Raw genomic sequence first — 26,218 nt, forward strand, 5'->3', positions numbered from 1 at the left:
GCGCTAGGCTGGCGCGGGAGAACGGGAGGATCGATGGACGTCGTCGCACGCCGCCGGGGCCGGCCCCGCAAGGCCCCGGTCGTCCCGGCCGCGCAGCTGCCGCGGACCGGGCTGCACGAGCAGGCGGCGGCCCGGCTCAGGGACATGATCGTGCGCGGCGTGCTGCCGGCCGGCGCGTCCCTCGTGGAGACGGACCTGTCCGTCGCCCTCGGGGTCAGCCGGACACCGTTGCGGGAAGCGCTCAAGCTCCTGGCCGCGGAGGGGCTGGTCGAGCTGCACCAGAACCGCAGCGCCCGCGTCCCGGACTGGACGCCGGAGGAGATCCTCGAACTGTTCGAGGCGCTCGCCGGGATCGAGCGGCTGACCGCGGAACTCGCAGCGCCGCGGATCTCCGAAGCCCTGATGGACGCGCTGCGCGGCAAGCAGGCGCAGCTCGACCGGATGCACCGGGACCAAGTGCTCGACGCCTATTTCGCCCTGAACCAGGAGATCCACCGGACGATCGTCGAGGCCGCCCGGAACCGCCCGCTGGCGGAGGCCCATGCGGCGCTCCAGGCCCGGGCCCAGTGGGCGCGCCTGCGCGCGCTCTCCAGTGGCAGTCGCTGGGAGGAATCCGCCCGCGAGCACCGGGACCTGTTCGCGGCGCTCGCCGCGCGGGACGCCGCCGCGGCCGGGGCCGTCGCACATCGCCACGTGCTGCGGACCGGCGTGGTGATCGCCGAGACGCTCCAGGCCCGGCGCGCGGGCCCCGCGGCGCGGTAACGAAGTGTTAACCCTGTCGTCGCATCGGTGGGGCACCAGCCGGACGCTGGCCTTCCACGCCCATCCGATCCGCCCCTCAACACGGGTGGGCGTGGAAGCCTCGGCCGCCGCCCGTCAGGCGTCGCCGAACGCGACCCCGAGCTCGGTCTCCTGGCGCCACGTGACGCGCGCCGGCCGGCGCTGACCGCCGACCCCGTAGGCCAGCACGAACGCGTCGGGCACGCCGATCACGCTGACGACCTTCAGGCGGGCGCCCCCGTCCGACATGTTGCGGATCGTGCAGTCGATCACGCCGCCGCCGGCGAGTTCGATATGGCCCTCAAGCAGGGTCCGTCTGCGGGGCGCGGCGCGTCTGTCGTCCATCCTCGTTACCCTATGGTTGCGGGCCGGATCCCTCCGGATCCGCGCGCGCTCCGCCGGCCCGGGACACGGATGATCGATCCCGCCCGCCCCGTCCCGACGCGACGCCGTCGGGCCCGATCCGGGCCGTCCGCCATCGCGCCCAGGAGACCACGGCGTTCGTGTCGATTCCGTCAAGGCGCTCCGCGAAAGCGCGGCAGCGTGCCGGTCAGGACGTCCGCACGAGCTGCAGGGCGCCCCGCGGGGTCGGCGGCGCGACGCTGCGGGTCTGGTTGCGACCGCCGTTCTTGGCCTCGTACAGGGCGCCGTCCGCCAAGCGGTAGGGATCCGGCAGCGGCGCGCTCCGGTCGGCGCCCGGCCGGACGGCCGCGAGCCCGATGCTCACCGTCACGGCGCCGGCCCCGATCCCCGCCGACGGGACGGTCAGCTTGGCCACCTCGGCGTGGACCGTGTTGGCGACGCGCAGGGCGCCGGCCTCGTCCGTCTCGGGCAGGAGCAGGGTGAACTCCTCGCCGCCGATGCGGCTGACGAGATCCTGGGGGCGGTGCACGCTCGCCGCGAGGCAGCGGGCCAAGCCCCGCAGGATCTGGTCGCCCACCGGGTGCCCGTAGCGGTCGTTGAAGCGCTTGAAATGGTCCGCGTCGACGATGAGCAGCGACAGGGGCTGACCGTCGCGCCGGGCCGCGTCCAGATTCCGCCGGAGGGCGTCCTCGAAGCAGCGGCGGTTCGGCAGGCCGGTCAGGGCGTCGGTGCGCGACAGCGCCGCCATCTCGGCCCGCAGCGCCTCGCGGCGGCGCAGCTCCCGCCCGAACAGGAGCGACAGCGCGATCGTGAGGCCGCACAGCGCCAGCACGATGCCGCCGATGATCGTCGCCTTCGCGGCCCACTCCGCCTCCACGTCCTTGGTGGACAGGGCGACGTTCAGGATCAGCGGCAGATTTCCGATCCGCGTGAACGTGTAGTTCCGCTCGACGCCGTCGCGCACGGAGGTGCTGACGAAGTTGCCGCGGCCCTCGCGCAGGAACCGTTTGAAGATCGCGGTCTGCCCGATATTCGCCCCGAGATCCGCCTCCACGTAGGGGTAGCGCATCAGGCGGGTACCGTCGGTCAGGTACAGATTGATGGCCCCGCCCGGTCCAAGATCGATCTCGCTGAACAGGTGCGTGAAGTAGGACAGCTTCACGGTGCCCAGGACTACGCCGCCGAAGCTGCCGTCGGGCCGGTCGATGCGGCGGCTGAACGGGAGCATCCGCTCCCCGTTGAGCCGCGACACGATCGGGCGCCCGACATGGAGGCCGAGCCCGGTGCTTGCCCGGTGGACCTGGAAGTACTCGCGGTCCGCGTAGTTGCCCGGGCGCGGCGGCACGGCTGCGATGTCGCCGACGGCGTCGCCCCGCTCGTCCAGGATCAGCATCACGCCCATGTCGCGGGCGGTCGCGGCGCGGTCGAACAGGATGAGCTGGCGCAGGTGCGGGTCGGCCTCGGCCAAGCCCGGCACCTTCAGGTTGTCGACCGCCGCGTGGATCGAGAGATCGTACATCTCGATGTTGCGCGCGATGTCGCGCTCGAGGACCTGCAGGAGGTTCCAGGAGGTCTGCTCGGCGCTGGTCCAGGCGTCGCGGCGCAGGTCGGCCAGCATGAGACCGGACGTCACGACCATGCCCAGCGGGGCCAGGATCCCGAGGACGATCCAGGTGCGGGCCGAGCCGAGCCACGGGGCGACGCGTCGCCAGACGTTCATCGGCCCCCCGCGGACGGCGCTTCGTTGCCGCGCTCTGGCACGCCGAGCCTTAACCGCCGCTTTCACTGCGGCGGGCCGGTCTTACATCCCGGCGGCTCTGTCCACGATCCGAGAGACCGCGTTGATCGCGCCGCGCGGCCTTCCGGGTCCGCGCCGGCCGGCGGGACGTGCTGCGTGACGCGGGCAGTTGCCGGCCGCCTCCGCGATCGTGACGGCCGCGCCGTGGTGATCGGCGGCCTCGTCTCCGCAACCCCGCTCACCCTGGTGGTGCTGCCGACGGTCGATCCCGCCGTTGCCGGCCTGCACCCGCCCGTCGACCGGTTCCGGCCGACCTCCGGGATACGGGCCCGAAGCGCGGCGGCGCGCGGCGAGCGACCCGTGGACGCGACAAAGTATCCGCAATCGGTATGTGGATACGCAATTCTGTGCTGATGCCGGGACGATGCTCAGGCGACTATGCTGAACTGACACGGAGCGGGAGTCCGGCATGTTGGACGGCGACGCCTTTGCCCACGAGATCGCGGCGCTCCTGATCGCCGACATCAAGACCTCCGGCGCGCGCACGCGCGGCGAGATCGAGGAGGCCTGCCGGATCTCCCTCGAGAGCCTGCTCGGCGGCACCGCGGTGCCGCCGCAGATCGCCGTGCTGATGCCGATCGGCCTGGAGCGGTGGCCGCGGGTGGTCGTGAAGGGGCGGCCCCTGCCCGACGTGTAGGCCGGCGCCGCCCGCCTTCATCAGCGGCCGATGACGCCGGTGCCCCCGGTCGGGCCGATGGCGTTCGGCCCGGTATTCGGAGCGGGCGTCGCGGCCTGGTTCCTCTGGATGTCCATCCGCAGCGTATTGCTCTGGGTCGTCTGCTCCTGTCGCAGAGCGCGCAGCTGGCCGCTGGTCTCCATGGATTGGTTGGCGGCGTTGGGATTGTTCTGCTGCACCTGGGCCAGGGCGGGTGTCGCGGCCGCGGCCAGACCGAGGCTCGCGGCGGTGAGCGAGGCGATGAGGGGGCGCATTGAAAAGCTCTCGCGCTGAGGGATCCTGCGGAGTTGACACGCCGACCGCCCGCCAAGTTCCATCCCTGTCGCGTCAGGGGGCCGTCCTCGCCGTTCGGCGGGGTGGTTAGCCAATTCCTGCCGACCGACGGCGTTCTTCACGCCTTGTTAACGCATCGGGGCAAGGCTGTCGGTGGCGTCGGATGCGGGACGTTGAGAGAGGCGTGATGCGGGCCTTGTCGGCGGAGGATGAACAGGCTGTCGATCGGCTCACGCTGCAGCTTCTTCACGACGCCTATTGCGACCTCGCGGCGGTCCTGCGCGGTGCCCAGCCCCAGGCGGCCGCGGCGATTCTCGGGGTCATGGAGCAGCGCGTGACCGACGTCCTGACCCGGATCTGCCGGCAGGGTTCGGAAGGGGCGGCCTCGGTGGAGATAGCCGTCGCCGTCGGCGAGCGGATCGGGGAGATCATGGATCAGGCCCACGGACGGGACGTCGCCGGCACGCGAGCCGCTTGATTTGAAGTGATCACGGACGCCGGCGCAACCAGCGTGTTCGACGCCTTGCGCATAGTCTACCATTCAAGGCTCAGCTGAAATTACGGGCCGCGCAAAACTAGTTTCGACTTACATGAGTCTATATTTTATCCTCCGAGTATACGACCCCACAGTAGCCAGCTTGCCCATTTTTACATGAGTCGGCTCAGCTGCAATGCTTCGCTGCTGCAAATATTTCCATAATTATACCGTCTCGGGTCGAAAAGCCAGCTTATGGCTTTCTGGGCCGATCACGGCGTGTTCGAAGCCCTTATGTTCCATGGGGGCATGAGTTTTTATGGAAATTTAATACAGTTCCATATCCTTCGCGGTGCATCTAACTTGTAGTTCAACTGAATTTCTCGAAGTATGGAAAGTTCCGTCTCGTTGCTCCATCTTGTCAGGGGCGTGGCGCCATTTGATGGCGCGGACTCTCATTGTGGCGCGGTGGTCCTGGGTAGCGAGCCGAAGCATGCCAAGAGTATTTCCCGATCCCGTCTCGACACGCCTCGGGCGTCGAGAAATGCTGGGATGCGTGAGGTGGCTTCATGAACCTCATCGAGAATGGAACTGGCGTCGGCAGCGGAGAGGCCAAATTTTATGTAGGCCGCGAATGCGGTGCTCGCGTCGCATTCCCGGCTGATACCGGGAGCAGGGGCGCAGACATGCTTGGTGCCCGATGGATGCGGAACAACATCAAACACCGGTGAAAGATTCCAGCCGCTCCCATCGTTGATGAAAGCGTGATTGCGCAAATGATCGTCGGTGTTCCGGAGATAGGCATTGACCAAGAGCCTGCGAAACATCTCGCGTTCCGGCGCGTGCACACCGATACGGCGCGCGGCTGATGCGATGTCCAAATAGGTCTTGCTTGTCGCATAACCATAAGCTGGCTCGCCCAGCAAAGTTCCGGCGCTAAGGTAAGACAAACACGCTCCAGCCGAGGATCGGTCAAAACGTGACACCAAGAGAACCGGCCTGTCGTTTACGACACGAAGCTCCCGCTCCGGGACTTGAAGGCCTGCTGCCTCGGCGAAATCGAGGCAAACCGCTTCGGCCCTGGGATTGTCGAACCTGTCGTCCCACGCGGAAAACTTGGCTATCCATTCTTTTTCTGAAATCCGAACACGCGCCTTTGGTCGAGCTCCCCCAATATCCGAACTGTGGATGAGTAGCTGCGCGAGTTGGCGCGCTGACACTTCGCCTTCCTCGTATTTCTCTGCTGCCATGAGCGCATCTTCGAGATCGTCCTCGCCTTGAGCGCGCTCAAGCGCTGGGTCCATCCTAGGTGTCCACCTCTCGGGAGCCTCTGGCGTTGAGCCGAAGGCCAGATCGCCAGTCCGCGACAGGCCGCCCAGAGCCAGAAATTCCGGCATGCCGAGTTCCAGTTCTGGAAATACCTGTGTCAGGATTCCTTTGCCCCAGCCGTCGGGGCCTGCATCGTGAAAGGCCAGATGGACCTCTCCCAAGGACGCAGGCCGCCACTTGTTTCCGAGCGGCAGGCCAATGGGGTCAATCGGCCTGCGTCCTTCCGAAGCTAGATAGTCGGAGCTATAGGCAAAACGACCGATCCGCCGTGAGGAGCCACCTTCGAAGACCAAGAGGCCGATGGGCACATAGCCGCTCGGCCCTGACCGGAACACGTGCATTTCCTCAATGCGGTTGTACTTAGAGGTTCGCCACATACCCGCTCACAATGATCCCGCGGCGATCCAGCATGGCATCCGCTGTGTCTCTGATGTGAGCACACAGGCAAATGTCGCCACGTTGATCTGTGCGGATCGGCGAGATCAGCGCACCGAGCAAGAATCTGCTGGCGACAACCGGCCACTTGGCGATCAGGCGATCATGCGATGTGAAGCGCTCACCCGCAACAAGGAAAAGGGTGCCAGGCTTCCGTTAACGATCGCGACAGGAAGGACTTCCTCAAGATCATATTGCCGCATCTGCGGCCTTCTCAAAGGTGCCGATCCACGCCAAGTTCGTCCCTGGCAGACCACACGCACACGCCGCGCCGCTCTTTAGCAGGGAGCGGCCGGCACCGGTGTTAGCAGCACCGAGCGCCGGCCTGACCACGATCCGTATCCCAAGGAGATACAGACTATGGCTGCGACCTTCACTACCGGCGTTATCACGCCGACGAAACTGGCCCGACGCATGAATTCCGGGCAGTCCCAACCCCCCGTCCCGGCAACCCGCCTGATCGCCTGAAGGTCCGCTGGCACGCGATACGCCGTGCCTCAGCGTCTCCTCGCTATCCCGCAATCCTGACGCCCTCGTCACCGCAGGCCTGAGGCTGCGAAAAACGAGCCCGTTCGTCGCCCTGCCATTCGGTGTGGGCACGCGGGTCGGCGTCGCCTGGACGGAAACCATCCATGACCATCGTCGTCCCCCACCCGGCCGCCCAGCGCGGCGGCCGACAGCGGTTATCTGCACGAGGGCAGCCGAGCTCCGCGCCGACCAGCCGTATCACCGTCCCGCTCGGGAGCGCCGCGGCCCTCGGCTGCGGCCACGTCCAGCCCGCGATCCCGCAGATCTGCGCACCCGAACTGATGGCCGCAGCCCAGGCCGCGCTCGACGGCGCGTTCCGGGCGACCTTCGTGCCCGATCCCCTGCTCGGACCAGGCTTGTCGCAACTCGGATCCGTGCTGGCCTCCATGGTCAAGAGGCACGGGTCCCTCATCGAGGCGGCCATCACTGACGTCCTGGAGCGAAGCGGGCGCTACATTGTGCTGCGCAACGTCGCGATGCCGATCACCGTGCCGACCCAGGAACTCGTCCGCGCCAGCAGCGTCGCTCAGCTCAACCAGACCTCAATCGAACTCGCGGGCGCCGTCGCGCAGTCGGTATTCCTCGACCTGATCGTCGTCGACCGGAAAGAGAGCCGAGCCATCATCGCCGAGGTCAAGAGAGGCTCCGGCAAAAATGAGGCTAGGAAAATACACCAAGTCGAATGGGTGCTGCGGTGTGCGCAGGTTCAGGGCCGCTCGTTTCTGGCCTCACTCGGCTATGAGGTCGCGCAAATCCGCGCGGTGCTGATCGACGTCTATGGACGGGCCGGGTACGGCGATGACCTTACGGTGAGCGGACCGGCCATAGATCAGCTGTTCGCGACCCCGGTCTTGGCAGCGCTCGAGACTGTGACGGCGGCGCTTCAAGCCCGATTGCGCGCGGCTGTGCCGGACCTTCTGACGATGGCGTTGGCGAGCCTCGCCGTTCCTGAGAACGTCAAACACCCGCACTCGCCCGGGCCGCTCGCACCCTGACCGCACCACGTTGGCATCAGGTCGCGGCCGCGACCTGATGCGTCCATCCCGCTCTCCATCAATCCCGCACCGCGCGCCTGCGCGCCGTCGCGCTCTCCAGGTTTGTCTGAATGACACTCGCTCGTGACCCTGATGCCCATCTCTCCGGCACAACTGACGCGGCCAAACTCTCGCTGCCGCTGTCCTGGTGGCGCGTCCTCGCCCCTGAGGCGCTCGATATGGCGGCGCAGTGCCGCCTGTCCGCTGCCCTGAATGCCGCGCAGCCCCTGCCGTCCCCCAACTGGTCCGCTGCTTGCTGGGGCGATTCGGCGGCTGCGATCCATATCGCCCTCAACGTCCTCGCCGAGGCCATCGCCTTTCCTGGGCGCCTCGATCCGGCGATGTCGGCGATCTGCCTCTGTGCCGTACGAGGTGACGGCTTCTGCATCGACCTGCTCGTGCACGTGCTCGGGCGGCGCGCTCGACGCCGGGCTGATCTCAAGGTGCTCTGCCTCGCCCATGCTTGGTGCTCCGTTCCGCGCCGCGGTTCCGACCGCGTCGGCGTCGCCCGCTGAGAGGGAGGAAGCCGATGGCATTCTCTTCGACCCCGCCTGCTCTGCAGATTGACTCCGAGGCGGCACGTCGCCTGCTCGAACCGATGCTTCCGCGCCGCCTGCGCTCCTGCCTCGCTCAGGATCTGCGCGTGGCTTCTGCTTGCTCTGAGCTCGCCCTCGAGATCACCACCCTCGTCCCGGATGCCGAGGCGCTCGTCTCCGCCTGGATCGGGGCGGCCTCTTCGGAAGGCGGCTTGTGGCGTGACCGTCGATGGATAGCCCGACGATCCGCTCTGATCCGGTTCCTCGACGTTTGGGCCGTGGAGCACGATCAGCCTGTGGCACGGGCGTTGGCCGATGTCGCGACGCTGCTTTCTTGCGCTGGCGATGATCGCAGAGCTGCGGCGCGCTTGGCCCAGCCCCTCTGGCTGGAACGCGAAGCTGTTCTCGACCTCAGGAAAGGGCTCGTGGCCCTAGCCGAGACGCAGACGCGCCTCACGATCGGACGCGTCGCCGAACAGGGCGCCGAGTCCGACGTTGCCGGGGCGACCGATTTCGCTGTCGCCCTGCAGGCGGCTTGGCACGACGCACTCACGGATGCGCTTCTGACACTCTCCGAAAAGACGAGCAGCGCAATTACTGCGGCTGCCGCCCTGGCCTGTGGCGCCGATGACGCCTTCGCCGGCGACGTGGCACTCGTCCACGCGCTCGTACCCGTTGGGGAGGTCTTGACACGGCCGGTGGCAGACAGCGCGGCGACGCGTGAGCGGCGCAGGTGGAAGAAGATCGAGGCTCAATTTGCCCAAAACGAGGCGCGCCGGCGCGAGAAGGCGGCAACCGTCGAGACGACGGCGCAGATGCCGGACGCCGATGTCCCACACGCGGAAGTGCCCAAGGGGCACGTTCTCGTCGTTACAGCGATCCAAGAGACGGGGAGTGACCGCGGCAAGTCCATCGCCCGCGGCTACGAGCACGTCATCGGCAAGGCGCTCCCGCTGGTCGCAGTGCCGGACCTCGCAGCCGTGCGCGCTCGGCTCGTCTTCGAATTCCCGTATGCGTCGGCTATGATCGACAGGCTTCTGGCCGATCTGATCGGACGTGAGCACGCTACGTTCCGGCCGACCCTGCTGATCGGCCCGCCGGGTGCCGGCAAGAGTCGCATAGTCGCGAGGATCGCCCATCATCTCGGTTTGGGGCTGTGGCGGGTCGATGCAACGCGAGATGCGGGCGCGTCATTGGGGGGCCTTGATCGGCGTTGGGCAACGTCGGAGCCAGCGCATCCGATCATGGCGGTGGCTCGATCTGGCACCGCCAATCCGCTGATGCTGATCGACGAGTTGGAGAAGGCCGCAACGCGCGCAGATCACGGTAGGCTCTGGGATGCCTTGCTTCCGATGCTCGAACCGGAGACCGCCCGGGCCTACCAAGATCCTTGTTTTCAGACGGAGACCGACATCAGCCGTGTCTCGTGGCTGGGCACGGCCAACGAGGTGGGCAACCTGCCCGCTCCGTTGCTCGATCGCCTGCGCGTGCTGGAGATGCCGGCACCGCGCCACGCTGATCTGGAGGCGTTGCTCGGACCGATCGTGACCAGGATTGCGGAGGATCGCGGGCTCAATCCCGCCTTCGTTGCGCCACTGGACGGAGAGGCGATAACATTACTTCGACGGTCGTGGCGTGGCGGCTCCGTGAGGCGGCTGATGCGATTAGTTGAAGCTTTCGTGACTGCGCGCGAAGCTCGCGCCGTTCGACAATAGCTAGACGGGACTCAATGGACACACCCTAACGCGTGGCCAGCGTACCGGAGCTCTCGTGCGAGCGGGAGATCTCGGCACGCGGCTGGGGTTGTGTGAGCTGGATAGGGATGGCGAGCATCAGCGCTCTCTACCGGAGAAGTGGCGGCGCAGACCTGCGAATCCCCATGCATTAGTTATGATCGTCCAGCACGTCGCATCCCGACGAAGATTCGTAGAGTAAAATCTAAAATCCTCCTTAGTTGCGTGGCTCAAACTTAGAGCGCGGGGGCGAGATCCGATTCGATGAGGTCGAGTCAGGGCGATCTGCGGCAAGCTTGTGCCAAATTCAGCATTGTGAAAATTATGAAGATTGCACGATCGTATATTCAATGAATTAAAATTTTGAAAAGTGATGCCATGAATGTGAGCTGCCGGCATGATTTGATTGTAAGATCCGGCCATGTTCAAGTGTCTATCTATTATAGTCAGTCAAGTCTACTGTGCGACAGCAGAGAAGTATTATTGGCGACTCGGCCGAGCGCCCCTGGGGCGGTGCGATGAGCGGATCTGCAGAATTTACAATCCCTTAACCATAAAGGAGGCATGTGACCTGTGAGAAATTTATCTTCGAACTCGTGACCGTGGCCGGCATGTGCGCACAGGATGCTGATATCTCGGGTGCGGTCAGGCTGAAGATTGCCGTGTCGGACCGTGTCGTAGTCGTCAGTGAGGCCGATCTGGTCGAAGCTGTGGCGTCGTTTTCGCTCAGGTCTTTCTCAGACTCGTCACGACTGAGCCGCGTGACCGGTGACGTTATCATTTGTTCACCGAAGGGCCGGAGCCAGTCCATCCTGCCAGTGGAGGAGCGATGGTATGATGCTATCGATCTGCCGCAGCCGAAAAAAGGCATTTCAAATCAGGCCACCTTCGTTGTTCAGCAGATTAATGGAATTTCACTTAGTCGGAACGATTGTATTGATAAAATTTATTTTGTCAATATTCCGGCTATTAACGAGTTTCGTGATATTTTCGATGCCGATTCAGTCGGTGCCGGTCATCATCATGATGACATAGCTGCGTTTGCGTATAAATTTAGCAATCGGAGTAGCGTCGTATATCAAAAATACTTGAATCAAGCAAATTCTGAGAATACAAACTCTGGAAAATTTGTATGCTGACAGTCACGCGAACGCCGCTGCGTATTAGCTTGTTCGGTGGCGGTACCGATTATCCAGAGTACTTCGAGCGCGCGCCCGGCGCCGTAGTCGGCGCGGCGATTGATAAATACATCATCATCGCGGCTCTCGATTTGATTGGCTGCCAAGATTACAACTATAGGTTAAGCTATTCTCGAGTTGAGCATTGCAATAATATTTCTGAAATCGAACATCCGGTCGTTCGAGAAGTGCTTAAGCATTTCGACGTGACTCGCAGGCTTGATATGAGCATTATCTCCGATTTGCCTGCGGCGGGCAGCGGATTGGGCTCTTCTTCGGCTTTCACAGTTGGCTTCCTGCGTACGATCTACGCGATATTGAATCAAAAGCCTACGAAGATCGAGTTGTCGAAGAAGGCCATCGAAGTCGAACGCGAAATTTTGCGCGAGAATGTTGGCGTCCAGGATCAGCTCCACGCGGCCTTCGGGGGGATCAACCGTTTCGATTTCAGCGGCTCCGCGATTCGGATCTCGCCCGTTCAGATGAGCTCTGCTGCCATACAGCAACTCAATGCGTCGATGGTGTTGGTCCATACAGGCATCGCGCGGCGCGCAACGACAACGGTCGCCGCGCAGATCGCGGTGACCCGCGCGCGCGCGATCGACAAGGAACTGTCCGAACTCTACCGCCTCGTCGAGGAATGTGTCTCGCTGCTCGAAGCGGGGACGAGCGGCTGGCTCGCGCAACTCGGAGAGATGCTCTCCGCCTCGTGGCGCATCAAGCGGACCCTGTCGCATGAGGTCTCGAACGCGGTGCTCGACGATCTGTTCGAAGCGATTATCGCATCGGGGGCTTACGGGGCGAAGCTGTGCGGCGCGGGCGGGGGCGGCTTCTTCCTCGCTCTAATCGATCCCGATCGGCTTCCGGCCCTGATCGAGCGGGTCGCGCCTCTGTCCGTCGTTCCAATCGGCATCGACGTCGACGGGTCCACCCTGATCTATCGGCAGACACGCTGAGCGGCGTCCTCACAGGCCCCAGCCCGGCCGCTGACCCATCGCGATGAGAGGCAACGATGCGAATTCTGATCACCGGCGGCGCGGGCTATATCGGGACGATCCTGGTGCCGATGCTGCTGGAGCGCGGGCACCACGTGACGGTGCTCGACACGTTCAAGTCCGGCGCCCCGGACCTGTTCTCGGCCTGCCAGTACGACACGTTCGAGCCGATCAAGGGTGATGCGCGCGACACGCGCATCCTGGACGAGCTGATCCCGAAGCACGACGTGCTCATCCCTCTCGCCGCCCTGGTCGGCGCTCCCCTGTGCAAGGAGGACGCGATCGGCGCCACGACGCTCAACCGCGACGCCGTGATGGCTCTAGTCGAGCGCGCGGGCGGCGACCAGAGGATCGTCTACCCGACGACCAACTCGGGCTACGGCGTCGGCGAGGCCGGCAAGTACTGCACCGAGGACTCGCCCCTGCGGCCGATCTCGCTCTACGGCACGACCAAGGTCGAGGCCGAGAAGGCCGTGCTCGACAGCGGCCGCGGCGTCAGCCTGCGGCTCGCGACGGTGTTCGGCATGGCGCCGCGCATGCGGCTCGACCTCCTCGTCAACGACTTCACGCATCGGGCCGTGACCGACCGGGCGCTCCTGGTGTTCGAGGGCCACTTCAAGCGCAACTACATCCACATCCGCGACGTCGCCAAAGGCTTCATCCACGCGATGGACAATTACGACCGGATGCGCGGCGAGGCGTACAATCTCGGCCTGTCGAGCGCCAACCTGTCGAAGCTGGAACTCTGCGAGCGCATCAAGGCGCACGTTCCGAACTTCGTCTACGTCGAGGCCCCGATCGGCGAGGATCCCGACAAGCGCGACTACATCGTGTCGAACGAGAAGCTGGAGGCGACCGGCTGGTTCCCCGATTTCGATCTCGACCGGGGCATCAAGGAACTGATCAAGGGCTTCCGGATGATCCGCAACTCGCGGTTCGCCAACGTCTGATCCGGGTGGCCGGAGCCTAGCAGCGAACGCCCCGCCAGTCGGCCCGAGAGATCGGCCGGTGCGGGAACGGATCGGGGTGATCATGAGCGCGATCGTCGATTTTCTCACGCAGACCCGCGACACCTTCCAGACCGCTCTCGACGATTCCCGCTTCCACGCGACCCTCGCCGAGATCGCCGATCTCGTGACCGCATCCCTGCGCGGCGGCGGCAAGCTCCTGACGATCGGCAACGGCGGCAGTGCCGCCGACGCGCAGCACATCGCGGGCGAGTTCGTCTCGCGGCTTAACTACGACCGGCCGCCGGCCGCGGCCCTGGCGCTGACCACCGACACCTCGGTGATTACCGCGATCGGCAACGATTACGGCTACGAGCACGTGTTCGAGCGGCAAGTGCTGGCCCTCGGGCGCCCGGGCGATGTCCTGCTCGCCCTCTCCACATCGGGGCGGTCGCCGAGCGTGCTGAAGGCGATGGACGCGGCCCGCGGCTTAGGCCTGCGGGTCGTCGCCTTCACGGGTGCGACGGGCGGGGCGATGCCCGAGTGGGCGGATGTCTGCCTGCACGCGCCGACGGACGCCACGCCCCTGATCCAGCAGATCCACATCACCGCCGCGCACATCGTCTGCGGCCTCGTTGAAGAAAGCCTGTTCCCGCGCGGGACGGCAGCGTGAGGGACGGCCTGTGACCGAGCCAGAGCGGAAGGGCGGAGGCTCTGTCCGGCAAGCCATGATCCTGTGCGGCGGCTTCGGCACGCGCCTGGGCGCGCTGACCTCGGCGATGCCCAAGCCGCTGCTGCCCGTGGGCAAGGAGCCGTTCCTGGACGTACTGCTGTTCGAGCTCGGCCGCCACGGCTTCACCGACATCGTGCTGCTGGCCTCCTTCCACAGCGAGAAGATCCGTGCCTATGCCGCCGACAATCCGGTCGCGCGACGCTTCGGCATGACGCTGCGGGTCTCGGTCGAGCCGGAGCAGGCCGGGACCGGGGGCGCCGTCGTGCATGCCCTTCCCGAGGCCGACGAGACCTTTCTCCTGCTGAACGGCGACTCGTGGTTCGATGTGAACCTGCTGTCCCTGCCCGCGATGGCGGCCCGTCATCCCGAAGCGGCGATGGTCCTGTCGCTCCGTCGGGTGCCGGACGCCGCGCGCTACGGCGTCGCGCTCCTCGACGGCGTCCGGATCACCGCCTTCCTCGAGCGGCCGCCTGAGCCAGGCCCCGGTCTCGTCAACGCCGGCGTCTACCTGGTGCGCCGCGATGCGCTGACCGGCCTGCCGCCGGCCTGCTCGCTGGAACGGGACGTCCTGCCCGCGCTGGTCGCCGAGGGCCGCGTGGTCGGCGAGGCCCACGACGGCTACTTCCTCGATATCGGCGTGCCCGAGAGCTACGCCCGGGCCCAGGAAGAGATCCCGGCCCGTCGGAGAAGACCGGCTACCTTCCTCGATCGCGACGGCGTTCTCAATCACGACCATGGGTATGTCGGTTCCGTGGACCGGTTCCAGTGGATGGCGGGCGCGCGCGACGCCGTCCGCGCGCTGAATGATGCCGGCTACTTCGTGTTCGTCGTCACGAACCAAGCGGGGGTCGCCCGCGGCTTCTACACCGAGGCTGACGTCGCCCGTCTGACCGCCTGGATGCGGGACGACCTGCGCGAGGCCGGCGCGCATATCGATGATCTACGCTACTGCCCCTATCATCCGGACGGGACGGTCGAGGCCTACAGGGCGGTCCACGGATGGCGGAAGCCCGAGCCCGGCATGATCCTCGATCTGATGGTCCATTGGGACATCGACCGCGCGCGCAGCTTCCTGGTCGGCGATCAGGAAACAGATCTCGCCGCCGGCCGTGCGGCGGGGCTCGCCGTGCACCACTTCAGGTCGGACGACCTGCTCGCCTTCCTGCGAGAGGTCGCACTGACGGGGTAGGAAGGGGCCCAGGAGGTGTGGGCCCTCGCCGGGGCGCGCTTCGCCGTCCGGTACTCTCAGTCGTGCGACTGGATCGAGAGTTCCGCTTCCGCGGCCTCGCGCATGGCGCGATCCCAGTCGAGCTTGCGCTTGGGCGGAGTCTCGCGCTCTGCGTCCGGAGCTTTCCGATCTCGCGGAGCGACGATCTTGATGTCGTACTCGGGCACGCTTCGATCCGCTCTTTAACCGACGATTAATCGTATTGGCGCAACGCGCGGGTCTTGTCAGCGGTTCGATCGCTCGATCCACAATCCGGTGACGGCCCTCATCCGGTGCTGGACAGGCCGATCAGGAGCATGGCGGCGTGCACGGCTCCGACGATGGCGCCCGATTGGGCGAGCTGTAAGGCCTCGGCCCGCGGTACGCGCACCACGGCGATGTCCTCGGCGGGATCCGGACGCGCCGGCTCGGCCGCGGTCACGCGCGCGCGGACGAGATGCATGCGGTTGGCGTAGCGGGCCGGATCTGCGTTCAGAGTGACCACGCGCTCGGCATCGGCGAAGATGTAGCCGGTTTCCTCGCGCATCTCGCGCTCGGCGGCCGCGAGGATATCGGGGTCGGCGGGGTCGATGGCCCCGCCCGGAAGCTCCAGGCTCGGGCCGCCATAGGCGTGACGGTACTGGCGTACGAGGATGACGTGATCGGCCAGGTCGATGCCCAGCACGAGGGCGATGTCCGCGGTCTCGAGCACGTAATAGGGATCGACGATGTGACCCGACGGCGTCATGCAGTCGTCGGCACGGAGCCCGAGCCAGCGATCCTTCATGACGTGGTGGGATTTGCGGACTGTCCAACTCGGTGTCGAGATCATTGTTCTCTGCGGGACCGGGGTTTGTGCTTTTGGATATCTGCCGCAGTCATTGTGGAACTTACCCACTGGAGGACATGCGCGATGGCAAAACAGTCTCACCTTTCGGCTCTGACTTCGATCGAGGTGCGACCGCGCGTTGCGCTGCCATGGCTCAGCCGATAAGCCTCGCGGGGTCGTAGAGCTTCGCGCCGCGGATGTCACAGGTCGTAGGATGACGGGAACGAAACTCGCCATGGCATGCCGCGTCTGCGACGGACGCGATGTCGAGCTGTTCCTCGACCTGACTGATCAGCCGCATTGCAACCGCCTGATCCCGCCGGAGCTCGCCGACCGGCGCGAGCCGCATTTCCCCCTGCGCGCCGGCTTCTGCCACGACTGCACGCTCGTCCAGATCGATCACACGATCCCGAAGGAGAGCATGTTCAGCGACTACCCCTACGTCTCGGGCACGACGAAGACGCTCGTGGAGCATTTCCGCCAGACGGCGGCCCGGCTCGTGGAGCGGTACGGCCTCGGGCCGCAGGATCTCGTCGTCGACATCGGCAGCAACGACGGCACGTGGCTGCGGCAGTACGAGCCCTTCGGCCTGCGCCGCTGCGGCGTCGAGCCCGCCTCCAACGTCGTGGAACTGGCCCGCGCCGCCGGCGTGCCGACGCTGAACCGCTTCTTCAATGAAGAGACTGCCGAGATCGTCCGCGCGCAGGACGGGCCGGCGAGCCTGATCACCGCCGCCGGCGTCTTCTTCCACCTGGAGGAACTGCACAGCGTCGTGAAAGGCATCGTCACGCTGCTCAAGCCGGACGGCGTCTTCGTCGTGCAGGCGATCTACCTGGGCGGCATGATCGAGAACACTGCCTTCGATCAGATCTACCACGAGCACCTGTGCTACTACACGCTCCGCTCTCTGGAGCAGCTGTTCGCGCGCCACGGCCTGGAGGTCTTCGACGTCAGCGTAGTGCCGGTCCACGGCGGCTCCCTCGAGGCGCATGTCGGCTTCCCCGGCGCCCACCCGGTCAGCGACGCGGTCAAGCGCATGCGCGCCGACGAGGAGGCCCGCGGCTACGGCAAGTTCGAGACCTATGTCGGCTTCGCCGAGAACGTCCGGCGCCTGCAGGCGGCGCTGCTCGATCTGCTGGAGCGCATGCACGCCGAGGGGAAGACGGTCCACGCCTACGGTGCCCCGGCCAAGGGCGCGACGCTGCTCAACGCCTTCGGCATCGGCCCGCGTCTGGTCCAGTACGCGGCCGAGAAGAATCCGCTGAAGTTTGGCCGCCTGATCCCCGGCGCTCGCATCCCAATCGTCGAGGAGGGCAGCGTGCCCGCGCCCGACGCCTATCTGGTGCTCGCCTGGAACTTCATCGACGAGTTCCTGGCGCGCGAGCGCCGCTACCTCGAGAACGGCGGCGCCTTCATCGTTCCGGTACCGGAACTCAAGGTGATCACCGCCGCCGATCTGCCGAAGGCTGTCTGAGCGTGGCTGCCGTCTTCCGATCCTCCTTGCCCGAGACCGTCGTCGTCGTCGGTGCGACCGGGTTCGTCGGCCGCAACCTCGTCGCGCATCTCGCCGACCGCGTGCCGCGGATGATCGCGGTCAGCCCCTCCGGCCGCGCGGTGCCGGGGGCGCATGAGGCCGCGCGCTTCGATGCCCTGGAGGCGCTGTCGGTCCCCGCCGACGCGATCGTCGTCAACGTCGCCGCGCAGCGCTACGACGCCGGCAAGTTCGAGACGGCGCAGAGCGACCTGCTGACCGGGAATGCCGAGATCGCCAACCGCCTCTACCGGTTCTGCCTGACGAAGGGCATCCGCGAAGTGCGCGCGGCCTCGAGCGTCGCGGTCTACCCGGCAGCCCTCGATCCCCTCGACGACGTGCAGGCTGTCGACCTCAACGCGCCGCCCAACCGGAACGAGGCCTTCTACGCGTGGTCGAAGCGCTGGTCGGAGGTGATCGCCGACCTCTACGCCGAGCGCTACGGGATCCACACGATCAGCTTCCGCCTGAGCAACCCCTACGGGCCCCACGACTCGACGGATCCGCGCAAGGCGCACGTCCTGCCGGCCTTCGTGATGCGCGCGCTCGCACCGGGGGAGCGCTTCGAGATCAAGGGCAACCCGCTGGTCGAGCGCGATTTCATCTACGTCGGCGACGTCGTCGACGTGTTCGCCCGCTCCCTGGAGATGCGGGAGACGAGCGACGCGCTCAACCTCTGCCGCGGCGAGACCACGACCCTGCTCGACCTCGCCCGCACCATCCTGGAGGTGGCGGGCGAGAAGCGGCCGGTGCACGCCCCCGACACGGCGACCCACGGCGTGCTCGCCCGCCGCTCGACCAACCAGCGGCTGCGCGAGCGATTCGAGATGTCGACCTTTACGGGACTCGCGGACGGGCTGCGGCCGACGATCGCGTGGTATCGCGAGGCCTATCGCGGGGGGGCTCAGCATGCCGGGGCCTGAGCGCGACGTCGTCATAGGGGCGGACGGCTTCCTCGGGCGCAACCTCGTCCCGCGGCTCCGGGCCGAGGGCCGCGAGGTCGTCGAGATCGGTCGGGCGGCGGGCGACCTCTCCGACTGGGCGAACGTCGAGCGGGCGCTGCGCGCTGCGCCCCCGGCCGGCCGGATCTTCCACGTGGTGACCCGCCAGCGCACCGGCGCGGTGCAGTACGACATCCAGGGCGAGCTCCTGGCGATCAACGCCCGGGTCCACCTGAACGTCCTTGAGGCGTGGCGTCTGTTCCAGCCGCAGGCCAAGCTCGTCTCCACGGGCTCGTCCTGCACCTATCCGGAATCGGCGGAGCCGCTTCCCGAGGCGCGGTTCGGGCAGGGACCCACGCACCCGTCGGTGATCGGCTACGGGCTCGCCAAGCAGGTCCTGGCGACGGGCTCGGCGGCCTACGCGCACCAGTACGGCCTGAGCTTCCTGCACTGCGTGCTGGCGACCCTGTACGGGCCGCACGACAACAAGGCCTCCGACCGCAGCCACTTCGTCGGCGCCCTGCTGGACCGGGCCGTGCGGGAGAAGGCGGCGGGCGCTTCGCAGTTCGAGGTCTGGGGCAACCCGCAGACCGTCCGCGAGGTGCTGTACGTCGACGACCAGATCGACGCTATCCTGGCGGCCGATCAGGCGTTCAACAACGAGATCCTCAACTGCGCCGCCAACACACCCCTCACCGTAGAGGCGGTGGCGCGGGCGGCCCTGGCCGCCCTCGCCTGGTCCGTCCCCCTGGTGAGCCCGCCCGGCTCGTTCCAGGGCGCGGCCTACAAGATGCTCGACTCAACGCGGTTCCTCGACCGGACCGGTTGGCGGCCGCGCATCGATCTCGAAGCGGGCCTGCGCAGGCTCGTCGCGGCGGAGTACGCCGAGCACTGACAAGCCTCATTCGGGACCGGACTTGCTGGCTGGAGCAAGTCCACTTCGCCGCGCGGTCGAGCTATGTGCCGATGGGCGGGAGTGCCCTCAACAACGAGGCGAATTTGGCAGTTTGATCCTCAGGCTCCGGCCGGTGATCGCGTAGGCTTCCTCGAAGCTACATCCCACCATAAGGCAACACGAGGGAGCGGTTCCGGATGTCGCTTGAGATTGGTGCCCGCCCGAGCGCTCCGTAGCAAGCGCACCGACACTCGGTGCAGCCATCGCTCTTGCGACGTTCGTTGCTAGCCTTCCGAGACCTGCAGGCAAGCGAGCACAGCCATGACGGTAGCGGCTTCGGTACGAGTTTGGTCGGCCAATGTCCGACGGGACCGGGAGATACGGCGCGCCGCCCGCTTTGTGGCCTGGGCCCTAGCGGATCGCCCCGAGTTTGGCCGAGCGGGTTGCCGGGCGACGGATGCGGAAATCGCCGCCGAACTGGGGGTGGCGGAGAACTCCGTCAAGAACGCGATATTACAACTGCGGTCGCGCGGTCACATCGATTGGACGTGGCGGACGAGCCCCGGACAGGACATTCGAACCCTTTGTCCGATCCTCGCCACGGACCAGCTATCGACACCGCATGTCACTATGGACCCAGCACCGAGTGTCGGTGCGGACACCGATCCGGAACATACCTCATGCGAGTCGCTGAATTGCGAACTCGAGGAGGTCGCAATGACGGCGCCAGCGACAGTCGAGATCGTCCAAGAAATTCGAATTCATGGCCCGAGCCTCACCAAAGAGCGGCTGTCGATACCGCATGCCGCTATAGACCTCGCACCGAGTGTCGGTGCGGACACCGATCCGGAACCTGCCTCATGCGAGCCGCTGAATGGCGAACTCGAGGGGGGCGCAATAACGGCGCCAGCGGCCGGCAAGGTCGGCCAAGACATTCGAACCCTTGATCCAACCCTATCCGAAATGCGGCTATCGCAACCGCATGCCGCTATAGGCCTAGCACCGAGTGTCGGTGCGGATTCCGATCTGAAACCCTTCTCATGCGAGGCTCCAAATCGCGAACTTGAGGATATTGCAGTGACGGAGCCAGCGACCATCAAGGTCGCCGGACGGCGTAAACGCTCGCGGGACGGTAACCGGCGTTCCGAGGCGTCTGTGCCCTTCTCAGAGTGGACGCGTGGCCGGCAACGTACCCGTGTCCAACGCCTGATCGACCGCTTGCCAAACTATGGGTGGTATGCCCGATGCAGTGAGAGCGGCTGCGAGGCGCGCGCGGCTTTCATCTGCGCGGACAAGGGCCGCACGTTCTGCCGCCCACATCGTCGATACGCGTTCGAGGCGGTGGCGCTTGCCGCCTTCGGACTCGGACCAGAGGACTGGGCGGGTAGGCCTGAGTGCGATGGCGATTTTCGTGGTTGGTGAGCAGTCTGTGAATGCGGCCGGCGGAGAAGGCCCTCGGCGCATGTAACAGGGGTGGTCAGTGGTGGATCCAGCCAATCGAGACCGGACACGAGCGCCGGCGACCGTCAAAGCCTATGTGAAGCGAGGTACCCTTCTCCTGGAAATGGCGACCAGAGAGACTGGGATCGATCCGCTCACGCCGATCCAGTTCGCCGAGTGGTTCCTGGGAGAAAAGGATCGCTGGTCCCGGTCCACGATCCGGACTTATCGAGCCTCAATCCGGGAATGCCTCGTCTACCTCGGCATATTGAAGCCGACCAGATCGAAGCACATAGACACAGCTCTCGATCTCCTGGCTAAGGTGGTGGACCCCGAAACCGGCCGTCTCGCCGCCCCAGGGGCCATCAAGACCCCTCAGCGCACAAGCGCGGGCAAGCGGAAGTCCCTGACCACGACCGAATTCAACGCGGTTGATGCGGCCCTCGTAGGCCTACGCCACCGGTACGCGTTCCTCGCGCGGCCCTACCTCTCCTACACGTCGCTTCTCGGGCTGCGTCCAAGTGAATGGCCAACGGCTCAAATCATTGGCACCAGCTTGGTCGTCCAAAACGGCAAAAATTCCAATGGCCGCGCGAACGGATCGACTCGGGCGATCGAGCTGGACGCGTATCCCGAGGGCTTCATCCAAGGGCTCAGCGAGTTCATCGCAGCGTTGGCACGGGCCACGGCCGATGGTGAATGGCGCCGGGTGCATGCCGGGATCCGCAGAGCTCTCCGGGCTGCCTGCATAGCGACGGGGATCCCCGGTTTGATCAGGAGGCCTGTCACTCCCTATACCTGTCGGCACGTCGCGGCGGCACGCCTGAAGGCTGCTAAGACCCGAACCGAGGTCGCGGCACTGCTCGGCCACGCGACCGACGAGACAGCCTTTCAACATTATGCGCCTCGTTCCGCAGCAAGGGGCTGGAAGCCGATCCACACCCGAGCTCCAGAGGGAGCGGAAGATCTGATACGCTTACGCTACGTGTCATTCACCGATCGAGCGAGCCTCGTCCAGAATGCAAAAAGGGACCTCCCTCCGCCAACCCCGGTCCCGTAGTGACTCGATGCAGGCTCGCCAGCAGTGGCACGAACCCAACGTAAGCCGTTGTCGAGCGACATGGCAAACTGGGGTTCTTCCGCGCTTCTGACGCAGGTGGGGCGTGCCCTGATCGGGAACGCCCCGTTTTCGATCCTGCCGGCTAACGCCTACGCGCCTATCGGCCAAGCCATCGGGCGCGGGAAGGTGGAGCGCGGGGATCTGGCGGCCGGCGTGTCGTCGATCCAGGCGCAGCGAGGCGATCGAGGTTGATAAGAGCGGTCGTAACCAAGTGCTGTAGTCACATCTGAGCCGTGCCGAATTGGCCAAGGCGAGATGGCGACTTCCGCGCAGCCACATCGCCCGCATCCCGCGCGACACGTGCCCTCGAATCCGACTCGCCTTCTCCGGTCGGCAGTGCGGCAGCTGGCTGACCCTCGCGCGCCCGTGCCGCCATGTGCCCCCTGTTCCTCTCACGAGTACGGTGTCCACAGGCGGCGCTCAGAGCGCGTGCAGCGCCACTGCAGGATGCGGGCATTGTGGTCCTCATCGCCAACCGAGTGTGCACCACCGTAGGTCCGAAGTTGCAGTCGGATCGCCGGATCCGACTGCTGTGGCCGGCCGGGTAGACAGCGACTTGGCGATACCGATCGAGCTGGAAAGCTTCGAGCGCGAATGCTCCCTCTATGCACGCCTCCAATGGGTTGTTCCCCGGCATCGGCCCGATGAGGGTGCCACCGTGATAAGCCATGGTCGACGCGAGGCCCCAGCGTCGATGGAGGCGGCGTCGACGGGATAGTGCGCTTGGAGCAGGTCCTCCGCCGCGAGCGCGACGTGACGCGGGCCGGGCACCGCGTGTTTCGGGACCGGGCCGGGATCGCTTTGTGGGCGATCACCGGCGGCCGCCGTCGTGGTACCGCTCCGTGATGTGGGCCTCGTGATCGATTCAGGGCATGCACTTCTTCGCGTTATGGACGTCTAGGTCGTAGGGCGAGGCGACCATCGTGCGGGCGGCCGGATTGCCGTCGGTCTCGGCGTGCCACCGGACCCCATCGTCTGCGTACAGTGCGTAATCGTCACGTTCGTTGAGGCGGAAGTTCTGCAACCAGAACTGGTGCAGGCACGTGACGACCGGCACCTGCGCACTCGACGCGCCGCACATCGATCTTGAAGCGGGCCTGCGCAGGCTCGTCGCGGCGGGGTACGCCCATCGGTAGCAGGCCGCGTGGGCCATTGGGCATGTCGCGCGAAGCCCGTCCGTTGGCCTTCCCCGAGCGGTCGCGCCAACAGCCGAAGGTCGTCAGCGCGCCTTGTAGAGAGCCCAGGCTTCTTGCGTTGTTCGGGCGTCGCTCCGAGGCTTCGTGAGGATTCAGGCGTTTGCCCGCATCGCGGTCGCGGCGGAGGCCAGTCCCCATCTGACGAGGTCCTGCGCCTCATGCGCCGTCTTGGCCTCCGCATAGCAGCGCAGCTCGGGCGCATTGCCCGAAGCCCGGAAATGGATCGTGCGCCCGCCGTTCAGTTCGATCCGGATCCCGTCCTGCTGATCGATAGACGCGGATGACCCAATCGGGTCGAGGAAGGCGGCCCGGAAGTCCGGATCCCGGAGGCGCTTGAGGAAGGCAGCGCTGGTCTCGGACGGGGTGTTGGGCAGCCGATCGCTGGCCATCTCTCCCGCATCCAGGGAGGCCACGAGGTCAGCGAGGGAAGTGCCGGCGGCGCGCACCGCTGCCAAGGTGGCCAGGATCGGCAGCATCGCGTCGCGCGTCGGAAGGGCGGCCAATGTCCTGCCGTGGAGCGTGACATCCGATCCGAGCAGGAATCCACCGTTTGCCTCGAAGCCGGCGACGATCCGCGCCCCGGCAGACGTCGCCTCCTCCATCCCGGCGATGACGAAAGGCGAGCCCACCTTCGTACGAACAACTTTCCGGAAGCCGCCGGAATGCTCGAGCGCCGAGCCGGCCGTGACCGGCACCACCACCGTGTCGGCACCCAGAAAGCGGGCGGTGATGAGCCCGAGCACGTCGCCCCGCAGGATCCGACCCGCGCTGTCGGCCACCAGCGGCCTGTCGGCGTCGCCGTCCGTGGTCACGAGCGCGTCGAAGGAGCCCGGTTCCATGACGTCGCGGATGAAGGCGATGTCCTCCGGGCGGTGGGCCTCGGTATCGATCGGCACGAAGACGTGCGACCGGCCGATCGGGGTCACCTGCGCGCCAAAGCCGGTGAGCAGGTCGGCCATCAGGTCGCGGGCCACCGAACTTTGCTGATACACCGCGATCCGCAGGCCTTGCAGGATGTCCGGCGCGAAGGCGGCAGCGTAGCGCTGCTGATAGCGCGCGATCGCGTCGAGTTCAGGCGCAGCGGGCGTCGAAGCTTGGCCCTGGCCGGACGCGCCCTCCCCCAAAGCGATCAGGATAGCGGCCTCGTCAGTCTTGGTGATCTCGCCCTCGGGCCGGTAGAATTTCAAGCCGTTGCGATCCTCAGGGATATGGCTGCCCGTCACCATGACCGCGTAGGCACCGCGCCGCATCGCTTCAAGGGCCAGGGCCGGGGTCGGCAGCGGGCCGCAATCGATCGCCGTGAAGCCGGCACCTGCCGCGGCGTCCGCCACCGTAGCGGCGATGCCGGGGCTGCTGTCACGCAGATCTCGCCCGATGACGACCGTGCGGCGGCCTTCGCGCGGGGCGACGGATCGGAAGAACGCGCTGGCATAGGCGTAGCTCGGGCCGCCGACGAGGTCGGTTACGAGACCGCGCAGGCCGCTCGTCCCGAATTTCAGACTGCTCACGGTACCTCCTTCGTCGCCGCACGGGCGCTCGCGCACAGGATCGATGCCTCAAACCGTACGCAGGCTCAATGCTTGGCGTTGAGCAGCGCGCTCGGGCGGGTGGACTATGGGCTGCGCTGGATTTCGACTGGTGTACTAGCGCGGCTGACCGGCGCGTCGTGCTGGCGTGCGGCGCATTCTAGGAGCACCCATTTGCACCGAGTCAATCATTACGGCGTCAGGAGGCCGGCAACTGCTGCTCCAGATGCGCGCGAAGGATCGAGTAATGTCGGACGACTTCGTCGAGCCTTTCGGCGTTCTTCTTTCTGATCGCCTCTGAGCCGAGGGGCTCGCAGTAGGTCGCGGCGTAATGGGCGGCGTGCGACTTGAGTTTGACAGCGACGAAGTCGAGATCGGCCGACCACACGGCTTCCGCGCGAACCTGCTGAAGGCGTCTGGCGATCGCGAACCAGTTGAGATCGAGGGCGATGCCGCTGCCCATTTCCTTGAAGAGATCGAACATCGAATCCAGAATGGCGATTGCGGACCGCGCCGACATAGCGAACCTTCCCCGTCAGGATCGTGCTGTCACGAGATCTGGGCGCACGTACCAGTCGTCGAACAGGGACAGCTGACGGAAGCGTCGTCGGTAACCGTGGCCGCTCAGCAGCGCGGCGATCTTCTCCCGGCTGCCGGAGAAATTATGCTCGACGCTGATCAGCGCGATGTCGTGACGGGTGAAATCGAAGCTCTGCAGCACGTCGAGCTCGCCGCCTTCCACATCGATGCTCATGTAGTCGATGCGCCGCGGCGCCCGGGCCTCCGAGAGAAACCGTTCCAGCGAGATGGTCGCCACCGGGTATTGCCGGCGCTCCTGGCGGAACTGGGCATGAAAATCGTCGTCGGCAAAATCCTCCATGCCGGAGAGCTCGCCGATGTCGACTTCGTTGAACAGAACCTCAATTCCGTCGGTCTTGTAGACGCACTTATCGGAGATGTAGCAGCTGCGATTGCGATGCAGCGCCTCGTGCCAAGCCCGAGCTGGCTCCGCCAGGGCTCCCTGCCAAGCGTAGGTCTTTTCCAGCAGGAGCGTGTTGCTCAGGCTGACGCCATCGCACGCACCGAATTCCACGAAGTAGCCGTTTCGCTTCTCTTGGAGCTCGTACAGCACCCACAGGTCCTGCATCAGCTGCGCATTTGAGTACGGGACCATCCGCGTGGCAAAGGACAAGAAGTCGAGATCCGAGCTGAGAATGTGCGGATGCGTATCCAGATTATCTCGTAGGTTGACCAGAGCATTGAACACCGTCAGGAGTTCGATATCCATAATATGGGCCCCGTCCGGCGGATTTAACTGATTGGCAATACGGTGAGCCTAGGCCATCACGCATTCAGCGCCGAGTGCGAGCGGGAATTGGTGTTCTTGATAACTCGGCTTGAGCCTTCGAACAGAACGGCGTGTTGGAGCGAGTCGGGTTCTTTATTTGGGATGGCTTTGGCTGCTTGGCGAACGGCGGATTGGAAGCGCCTTCGGCGGAAGCCAAACGGCCGGAGGCTTCCCAGAAGAGCGTCAAACAGCGTGTCCATGGCTTTCGATCGCGCCTGTGCCTGATCGCGATCACGCAGAGCGGCATCGCGCTCAGCCTTGAGAACAGCCAGTTCGATTTGCTGCTGTTGGATCAGTCGGATGTATTTGATGCCGACGTCGGGAATAGATTTTTTCGTCATGCGAGGCTTTGGATTGGCGCGAGATAGTTTG

The 26,218-nt window shown here is 65.6% G+C and carries 26 protein-coding genes; 15 read left to right on the plus strand and 11 right to left on the minus strand.

All coding sequences use genetic code 11. The annotated features are described in order from the left end of the window. Window positions 1–33 precede the first annotated feature (33 nt). Entirely contained in the window at window positions 34–762 is a 729-nt protein-coding gene (locus tag ACX9MN_RS19575; RefSeq protein ID WP_489725136.1) for a GntR family transcriptional regulator, read from the plus strand. A gap of 114 nt (window positions 763–876) precedes the next feature. Here the strand turns inward: ACX9MN_RS19575 and ACX9MN_RS19580 are convergent, their stop codons facing one another. Together ACX9MN_RS19580 and ACX9MN_RS19585 are read right to left on the minus strand one after the other, a co-directional pair. Next, window positions 877–1,125 (minus strand): PilZ domain-containing protein, encoded by a 249-nt coding sequence (locus tag ACX9MN_RS19580; protein ID WP_020094697.1) that lies wholly within the window; start codon window positions 1,123–1,125, stop codon window positions 877–879. A gap of 205 nt (window positions 1,126–1,330) precedes the next feature. Next, on the minus strand, window positions 1,331–2,863 hold the full coding sequence (locus ACX9MN_RS19585) for a sensor domain-containing diguanylate cyclase (protein WP_132369162.1): 1,533 nt from the start codon (window positions 2,861–2,863) through the stop codon (window positions 1,331–1,333). A 487-nt stretch (window positions 2,864–3,350) separates the two neighbouring features. Here ACX9MN_RS19585 and ACX9MN_RS19590 point away from each other — a divergent pair, with 487 nt between their 5' ends. Further along, window positions 3,351–3,578: a hypothetical protein gene (locus ACX9MN_RS19590; protein ID WP_042675635.1), complete on the plus strand. Its 228-nt coding sequence runs from the start codon at window positions 3,351–3,353 to the stop codon at window positions 3,576–3,578. 20 nt (window positions 3,579–3,598) lie between these two features. On the opposite strand, the gene ACX9MN_RS19595 is transcribed toward ACX9MN_RS19590, so the two are convergent. Beyond that, window positions 3,599–3,871, minus strand: a complete 273-nt coding sequence (locus ACX9MN_RS19595; RefSeq protein WP_489725137.1) for a hypothetical protein — start codon at window positions 3,869–3,871, stop codon at window positions 3,599–3,601. Between the two features lie 206 nt (window positions 3,872–4,077). Here ACX9MN_RS19595 and ACX9MN_RS19600 point away from each other — a divergent pair, with 206 nt between their 5' ends. Beyond that, window positions 4,078–4,368, plus strand: a complete 291-nt coding sequence (locus ACX9MN_RS19600; RefSeq protein ID WP_020094692.1) for a hypothetical protein — start codon at window positions 4,078–4,080, stop codon at window positions 4,366–4,368. Between the two features lie 452 nt (window positions 4,369–4,820). Here ACX9MN_RS19600 and ACX9MN_RS19605 read toward each other — a convergent pair whose 3' ends face one another. After that, complete coding sequence (locus ACX9MN_RS19605) at window positions 4,821–6,002, minus strand: type II toxin-antitoxin system HipA family toxin (RefSeq protein WP_489725138.1); 1,182 nt, start codon at window positions 6,000–6,002, stop codon at window positions 4,821–4,823. Between the two features lie 759 nt (window positions 6,003–6,761). Between ACX9MN_RS19605 and ACX9MN_RS19610 the strand changes: the two genes are divergently transcribed. From ACX9MN_RS19610 to ACX9MN_RS19645, 8 genes are all read left to right on the plus strand, one after another. Beyond that, window positions 6,762–7,652, plus strand: coding sequence for a hypothetical protein (locus ACX9MN_RS19610; protein WP_489725139.1), 891 nt, complete (start codon window positions 6,762–6,764; stop codon window positions 7,650–7,652). Window positions 7,653–7,762: 110 nt separating this feature from the next. After that, window positions 7,763–8,206 (plus strand): hypothetical protein, encoded by a 444-nt coding sequence (locus ACX9MN_RS19615; protein WP_489725140.1) that lies wholly within the window; start codon window positions 7,763–7,765, stop codon window positions 8,204–8,206. Between the two features lie 14 nt (window positions 8,207–8,220). Then, the gene (locus ACX9MN_RS19620; RefSeq protein WP_489725141.1) at window positions 8,221–9,942 is read left to right on the plus strand and encodes an AAA family ATPase; all 1,722 of its coding nucleotides are present in this window, start codon (window positions 8,221–8,223) and stop codon (window positions 9,940–9,942) included. Window positions 9,943–10,526: 584 nt separating this feature from the next. Continuing rightward, entirely contained in the window at window positions 10,527–11,099 is a 573-nt protein-coding gene (locus ACX9MN_RS19625) for a hypothetical protein (protein WP_489725142.1), read from the plus strand. Next, a complete protein-coding gene (locus ACX9MN_RS19630; protein ID WP_489725143.1) occupies window positions 11,093–12,094 on the plus strand; it encodes a GHMP family kinase ATP-binding protein in 1,002 nt (333 codons plus the stop codon). Before ACX9MN_RS19625 ends, ACX9MN_RS19630 begins: the two co-directional genes overlap by 7 nt. A 56-nt stretch (window positions 12,095–12,150) precedes the next feature. Continuing rightward, on the plus strand, window positions 12,151–13,083 hold the full coding sequence (locus ACX9MN_RS19635) for an NAD-dependent epimerase/dehydratase family protein (RefSeq protein ID WP_489725144.1): 933 nt from the start codon (window positions 12,151–12,153) through the stop codon (window positions 13,081–13,083). An 82-nt stretch (window positions 13,084–13,165) separates the two neighbouring features. After that, window positions 13,166–13,753 carry a D-sedoheptulose 7-phosphate isomerase gene (locus tag ACX9MN_RS19640; RefSeq protein ID WP_489725145.1) on the plus strand — a complete coding sequence of 196 codons (588 nt, stop codon included), beginning with the start codon at window positions 13,166–13,168 and terminating at the stop codon, window positions 13,751–13,753. A gap of 10 nt (window positions 13,754–13,763) precedes the next feature. After that, entirely contained in the window at window positions 13,764–15,002 is a 1,239-nt protein-coding gene (locus ACX9MN_RS19645) for an HAD-IIIA family hydrolase (protein WP_489725146.1), read from the plus strand. Window positions 15,003–15,058: 56 nt separating this feature from the next. Here the strand turns inward: ACX9MN_RS19645 and ACX9MN_RS19650 are convergent, their stop codons facing one another. Together ACX9MN_RS19650 and ACX9MN_RS19655 are read right to left on the minus strand one after the other, a co-directional pair. Beyond that, entirely contained in the window at window positions 15,059–15,208 is a 150-nt protein-coding gene (locus ACX9MN_RS19650; protein ID WP_165923221.1) for a hypothetical protein, read from the minus strand. 98 nt (window positions 15,209–15,306) lie between these two features. After that, a complete protein-coding gene (locus tag ACX9MN_RS19655) occupies window positions 15,307–15,852 on the minus strand; it encodes an NUDIX hydrolase (RefSeq protein ID WP_489725241.1) in 546 nt (181 codons plus the stop codon). Window positions 15,853–16,063: 211 nt separating this feature from the next. On the opposite strand from ACX9MN_RS19655, the gene ACX9MN_RS19660 reads away from it, so the two are divergent. From ACX9MN_RS19660 to ACX9MN_RS19675, 4 genes are all read left to right on the plus strand, one after another. After that, a complete protein-coding gene (locus tag ACX9MN_RS19660; RefSeq protein WP_489725147.1) occupies window positions 16,064–17,323 on the plus strand; it encodes a class I SAM-dependent methyltransferase in 1,260 nt (419 codons plus the stop codon). Between the two features lie 26 nt (window positions 17,324–17,349). Beyond that, complete coding sequence (locus tag ACX9MN_RS19665) at window positions 17,350–18,303, plus strand: NAD-dependent epimerase/dehydratase family protein (protein WP_489725148.1); 954 nt, start codon at window positions 17,350–17,352, stop codon at window positions 18,301–18,303. Then, complete coding sequence (locus tag ACX9MN_RS19670) at window positions 18,290–19,216, plus strand: NAD-dependent epimerase/dehydratase family protein (protein ID WP_489725149.1); 927 nt, start codon at window positions 18,290–18,292, stop codon at window positions 19,214–19,216. The genes ACX9MN_RS19665 and ACX9MN_RS19670 overlap by 14 nt, the downstream gene beginning before the upstream one ends. 1,483 nt (window positions 19,217–20,699) lie before the next feature. Further along, window positions 20,700–21,716 (plus strand): hypothetical protein, encoded by a 1,017-nt coding sequence (locus ACX9MN_RS19675; protein WP_489725150.1) that lies wholly within the window; start codon window positions 20,700–20,702, stop codon window positions 21,714–21,716. Between the two features lie 925 nt (window positions 21,717–22,641). Here the strand turns inward: ACX9MN_RS19675 and ACX9MN_RS19680 are convergent. The 5 genes from ACX9MN_RS19680 to ACX9MN_RS19700 form a co-directional block, all read right to left on the minus strand. Beyond that, window positions 22,642–22,929, minus strand: a complete 288-nt coding sequence (locus tag ACX9MN_RS19680; protein ID WP_489725151.1) for a hypothetical protein — start codon at window positions 22,927–22,929, stop codon at window positions 22,642–22,644. A 135-nt stretch (window positions 22,930–23,064) separates the two neighbouring features. After that, complete coding sequence (locus tag ACX9MN_RS19685; protein ID WP_489725152.1) at window positions 23,065–24,480, minus strand: phosphomannomutase; 1,416 nt, start codon at window positions 24,478–24,480, stop codon at window positions 23,065–23,067. A gap of 217 nt (window positions 24,481–24,697) precedes the next feature. After that, on the minus strand, window positions 24,698–24,982 hold the full coding sequence (locus ACX9MN_RS19690; RefSeq protein WP_489725153.1) for a hypothetical protein: 285 nt from the start codon (window positions 24,980–24,982) through the stop codon (window positions 24,698–24,700). A gap of 51 nt (window positions 24,983–25,033) precedes the next feature. Further along, window positions 25,034–25,786: an FkbM family methyltransferase gene (locus ACX9MN_RS19695; protein ID WP_489725154.1), complete on the minus strand. Its 753-nt coding sequence runs from the start codon at window positions 25,784–25,786 to the stop codon at window positions 25,034–25,036. 56 nt (window positions 25,787–25,842) lie between these two features. After that, window positions 25,843–26,187, minus strand: coding sequence for a hypothetical protein (locus ACX9MN_RS19700; protein ID WP_489725155.1), 345 nt, complete (start codon window positions 26,185–26,187; stop codon window positions 25,843–25,845). Window positions 26,188–26,218 lie beyond the last annotated feature (31 nt).

It is taken from the genome of Methylobacterium sp. 1A, from assembly GCF_058072805.1.

What these genes read in the sequence shown, in the direction of transcription:
- ACX9MN_RS19575 (WP_489725136.1), top strand. Translation starts at nt 34, where the DNA reads ATGGACGTCGTCGCACGCCGCCGGGGCCGGCCCCGCAAGGCCCCGGTC.
- ACX9MN_RS19580 (WP_020094697.1), bottom strand. Translation starts at nt 1,125, where the DNA reads ATGGACGACAGACGCGCCGCGCCCCGCAGACGGACCCTGCTTGAGGGC.
- ACX9MN_RS19585 (WP_132369162.1), bottom strand. Translation starts at nt 2,863, where the DNA reads ATGAACGTCTGGCGACGCGTCGCCCCGTGGCTCGGCTCGGCCCGCACC.
- ACX9MN_RS19590 (WP_042675635.1), top strand. Translation starts at nt 3,351, where the DNA reads ATGTTGGACGGCGACGCCTTTGCCCACGAGATCGCGGCGCTCCTGATC.
- ACX9MN_RS19595 (WP_489725137.1), bottom strand. Translation starts at nt 3,871, where the DNA reads ATGCGCCCCCTCATCGCCTCGCTCACCGCCGCGAGCCTCGGTCTGGCC.
- ACX9MN_RS19600 (WP_020094692.1), top strand. Translation starts at nt 4,078, where the DNA reads ATGCGGGCCTTGTCGGCGGAGGATGAACAGGCTGTCGATCGGCTCACG.
- ACX9MN_RS19610 (WP_489725139.1), top strand. Translation starts at nt 6,762, where the DNA reads ATGACCATCGTCGTCCCCCACCCGGCCGCCCAGCGCGGCGGCCGACAG.
- ACX9MN_RS19615 (WP_489725140.1), top strand. Translation starts at nt 7,763, where the DNA reads ATGACACTCGCTCGTGACCCTGATGCCCATCTCTCCGGCACAACTGAC.
- ACX9MN_RS19620 (WP_489725141.1), top strand. Translation starts at nt 8,221, where the DNA reads ATGGCATTCTCTTCGACCCCGCCTGCTCTGCAGATTGACTCCGAGGCG.
- ACX9MN_RS19630 (WP_489725143.1), top strand. Translation starts at nt 11,093, where the DNA reads ATGCTGACAGTCACGCGAACGCCGCTGCGTATTAGCTTGTTCGGTGGC.
- ACX9MN_RS19635 (WP_489725144.1), top strand. Translation starts at nt 12,151, where the DNA reads ATGCGAATTCTGATCACCGGCGGCGCGGGCTATATCGGGACGATCCTG.
- ACX9MN_RS19640 (WP_489725145.1), top strand. Translation starts at nt 13,166, where the DNA reads ATGAGCGCGATCGTCGATTTTCTCACGCAGACCCGCGACACCTTCCAG.
- ACX9MN_RS19655 (WP_489725241.1), bottom strand. Translation starts at nt 15,852, where the DNA reads ATGATCTCGACACCGAGTTGGACAGTCCGCAAATCCCACCACGTCATG.
- ACX9MN_RS19660 (WP_489725147.1), top strand. Translation starts at nt 16,064, where the DNA reads ATGACGGGAACGAAACTCGCCATGGCATGCCGCGTCTGCGACGGACGC.
- ACX9MN_RS19670 (WP_489725149.1), top strand. Translation starts at nt 18,290, where the DNA reads ATGCCGGGGCCTGAGCGCGACGTCGTCATAGGGGCGGACGGCTTCCTC.
- ACX9MN_RS19680 (WP_489725151.1), bottom strand. Translation starts at nt 22,929, where the DNA reads ATGGCCCACGCGGCCTGCTACCGATGGGCGTACCCCGCCGCGACGAGC.
- ACX9MN_RS19690 (WP_489725153.1), bottom strand. Translation starts at nt 24,982, where the DNA reads ATGTTCGATCTCTTCAAGGAAATGGGCAGCGGCATCGCCCTCGATCTC.
- ACX9MN_RS19695 (WP_489725154.1), bottom strand. Translation starts at nt 25,786, where the DNA reads ATGGATATCGAACTCCTGACGGTGTTCAATGCTCTGGTCAACCTACGA.
- ACX9MN_RS19700 (WP_489725155.1), bottom strand. Translation starts at nt 26,187, where the DNA reads ATGACGAAAAAATCTATTCCCGACGTCGGCATCAAATACATCCGACTG.